Source organism: Endozoicomonas sp. SESOKO4, assembly GCF_024606275.1.
The window spans coordinates 1-3,436 of sequence record NZ_JAHHPS010000093.1 but is presented as its reverse complement, the minus strand read 5'-3'; the positions used below and the strand labels follow the sequence as shown (position 1 = coordinate 3,436).

The following is a 3,436-nucleotide window of genomic DNA, read 5'->3' as shown; positions in this document are numbered from 1 at the left end:
GTCTGGAGATGAGCGGCTGGAAACCTGTGAAAATTACGAGGGGGCTGAGCAAGACTTTACACATCTGATCAACTTTTATTTTAATTATGTGAATCTGGGTAATCCTCTATATCGAAGAGGTCGAATTCAAACAATGCTGAGACTAATGCATAGTATTTTCGATATAAATATCAGCATGCTCAATGGACAAAGCCCGGAAAACAAAGAGTTAATCAATGCAATGGCAAAAAGCCTCTTTGAACAATTGTTTTTGTCTGAGAACATAGATGGCAGAAATAATCCTTATTGCCATTATTTCTATTCAGATTCGGCAGAAAATCAGTCCAATTCTGTTGGTGTTAATAATGGTTTAGTCCTTATGTTTCTTGCTTTTCTTGGTCCCCACTTTCTTTCCCAGAGTGACTTATATGCCTACTTTAGCGTGCTGCATAACGGCTATACCAGAAAAAGTTACGCTCGGGCATTCTCCGGAGTGTTGCTTCCCAGAAATATCCACGAATATGATACTCCGCACAGCGTTGCCTATTTATTCACTACAGCCGGACTGGATGCAGAAACAGCACTTCTGATTGGTTTAAATACAATGGCATCAGCAGCTTTCGAGCATATGAACTCAGGAATTAAGTGGTGGCCAGATACACTGAAAAAATTGTTGATAAATTACTTGCCATACGAGCTTCTGGGCATCATTTACAGCAATATAGCCCGCTTTTGCCCCAACGGGCGCTCATGCCCCGTACCTCCGCTTATGCTCGACTTGAGAGGCATGCAAGAGTTTACACACGGTATTTTGGGTATTGACCCCGAACCTTCAATATCAGAGATATCATCGTCAGAAAGCTCGGACTATCTAACCGATTATGGTTCAGACAGTGGGGATGAAGTTGAGGTTGAGTTTGAGTTTGAGGCTTCTGATGGGGAGCCGTATTCTGATCATCAGGACCCGGCAACAGTCATTCAACAACAAAGTGAACTGATAACCCAACTACGAGAGGAATTAGCAAGCCAAACTGCAACGGAGGAAGCGGGTGCAGTTGGAGGCGCACCGGGAGGAATCATAGAGTGTCCGGTTTGTTTCGAGCCACCGCAAGAAATGACGGTATTAGAAAGTTGTGGACACGCCGGTATGTGCAAGAATTGTGCTGAGCGATTTGTACGGGAGCAGACGGGGTGTCCCTTTTGCCGGAAAAAACCAATACGGATATTTTCAAGTGGACTCATGACGGGTTGTCCTGTTCGCCTTTGTTTTTTTGAAGGCGGTTTCCAGTTTGTCTTTTGATACTGGCGAAATCCTTCAAGATCATAGGTATCATTTGCCAGCCCCTGCTGATAAACAAACAAACACACTGAAAACAAAAGCGTCTTTAAGGCACATGGAATGGTCATACTTTCACCGACATTCATTAAAACATCTGTACTACTATTAATGAGCTTTATGTAAGCGTCCTTAGCACCTATTTGTATAGGCCATAGGGACCAATAGAAAAAGCTGATTCGGATGTTTCCATTGACACCAGTCACCTGGAATCTGGTCCCGGATGTATCCACACGCATCAGTTACCATCCGGAACGCGATATCCAAGAGCTGATCAAACGAATCTGGAAAAAGAAGCATCAGGCAATACAATGGCTCTGTTCGCACATTCAATAAAAAGACTTGTCGATAACCTTGATGTATGACAACGGTGTTCCCCGACAGAACGGACAGCCCCTCTGCTCATCTATAATACGCCCGGCACAATCTTCACAAAAACCAGCGTGTCCACAACTTTGTAACACCCTGATGTCTTCCACTGGATTGAAACAAATTGGACATTTTTTGATTCCTCCTGAAGCACCTCCAACTGCGCCGGCTTCGCCCGTTGCAGGTTGGCTTGCTAATTCCTGTCTTAGCTCGGTTATCAATTCATTTTGTTGTTGAATGACTGTTGACTGATCCTGATGCTCAGAATCCGACTCCTCAACAGTGAGATCACTCTCTGAACCCTCACTGTCTGAACACTCAGAATAATCCACAAGAAAGACCAGACTTTCTGACGATGACGCCTCCAACATTCCGGGCACGAGGAAAATACCCACAATACTGAATATAAAGTGTTGCATGCCGCTAATGCTATCCGCGCAATACATAACCCCGGGTACAGGACACGAGCGTCCAGAGCGGCAATGACTGGCTATATTGCTGTAGATAATGGGCAGAAGCTCGTTTGGCAAACACCCTATCAACACAGTTTCCAGTGTCTCCAGCGAGACCCGTCCTAAATCCATGCGCTGAAAAGCGGCTGATGCCATTGCAGTTAAACCGATTAACAGTGCTGTTTCTGCGTCCAATCCGGCTGTATTTAACTGATTGGCAAGGCTTTGCGGAGAATTATATTCATTGATATTTTTAGAAAGCAACCCAGTGTCGAATGCTTGATCGTAGCTTTGTCCTGTATATACGTTATGCAACAGAGTAAAGTGGCCATGAAGTCGATTCTTATAGAGAAAGTGGGGACCAAGAAAAGCAAGAAGCATCAGGACCAGACAGTTGTCAACACCAACATAGTTGGATGTATGTTTTTCCGGAACGGAATAGAAATAATTGTAATAAGGATTACTTCTGCCATTTATCTTGGCAGACATAAACAATTGTTCAAAAAGACTTTTTGCCGTTTCATTGATTAGCTCTATCTCTGCCCGGTTTCGCCCATTAATCATATTTATATTAATAGCGAATATATGATGTATTAGTCTCAGCATTTTTTGAATGCGAACTTTTCGATTTTGAGGATCACCCATACCCACATAATTAAAATAAAAATTACCCAGACGTTTAAAGTCTTGTTCAGCAACCTCGTAATTTTCACAGATTTCCAGTCGTTCATCTCCAGATACATTGCCAGAGGCTAAATTAAGCCTGACAAAACCAATGCGGATGTTTTCAAGTGGGCTCTGACCTGTATGACTTTGTTGTTTATTTGAATGCGGCCTTGAGTTCGTCTTGTGATAATTGCGAAACTCTTCAAGGTCATAGGTGTCGTTTGCCAGTCCCTGCTGATAAAAAGACAAACACACTGAAAACAAAAGCGTCTTAAAAGAATACCCTAAGGTCATATTTCACCTGCATTCGTTAAAACAACTGCACTGCCGAGCTGCAATTTGTCCATAACAAATATACTGCTGTCGTATACATAAGCCTTGAAGAATGACTTATTCCGGGCTTTGCATACAGACGGTTTAGTCCCGTTTTCTTTCACTCCACAAAAGTTTATAACCATCGTTGTCGCTTATAGAAGGTACCAATAATGGGCACAAGATGTGTCTGTCATTCTCAAGCAACAGACTAGCACTGTTCGCACATTCAATAAAAAGACTTGTCGATCACCTTCATGTATGACAAAGGTGTTTCCCGGCAAAACGGGCAGTCCCTCTGCTCATCTACAATTCGCCCGGC

Annotated in this window: 2 protein-coding genes; one reads left to right on the top strand and one right to left on the bottom strand. The window is 43.1% G+C overall.

The features are described 5' to 3' along the window. The coding region (locus tag KDK16_RS01590) for an RING finger protein (RefSeq protein WP_257274360.1) at positions 1-1,279 on the top strand (1,279 nt) is incomplete at its 5' end. A gap of 365 nt (positions 1,280-1,644) precedes the next feature. Here the strand turns inward: KDK16_RS01590 and KDK16_RS01585 are convergent. Beyond that, complete coding sequence (locus tag KDK16_RS01585; RefSeq protein WP_257252354.1) at positions 1,645-3,096, bottom strand: RING finger protein; 1,452 nt, start codon at positions 3,094-3,096, stop codon at positions 1,645-1,647. Positions 3,097-3,436 lie beyond the last annotated feature (340 nt).

Excerpts from the sequence above, each read along its gene's own strand:
- KDK16_RS01585 (WP_257252354.1), bottom strand. The coding sequence starts at position 3,096 with ATGACCTTAGGGTATTCTTTTAAGACGCTTTTGTTTTCAGTGTGTTTG.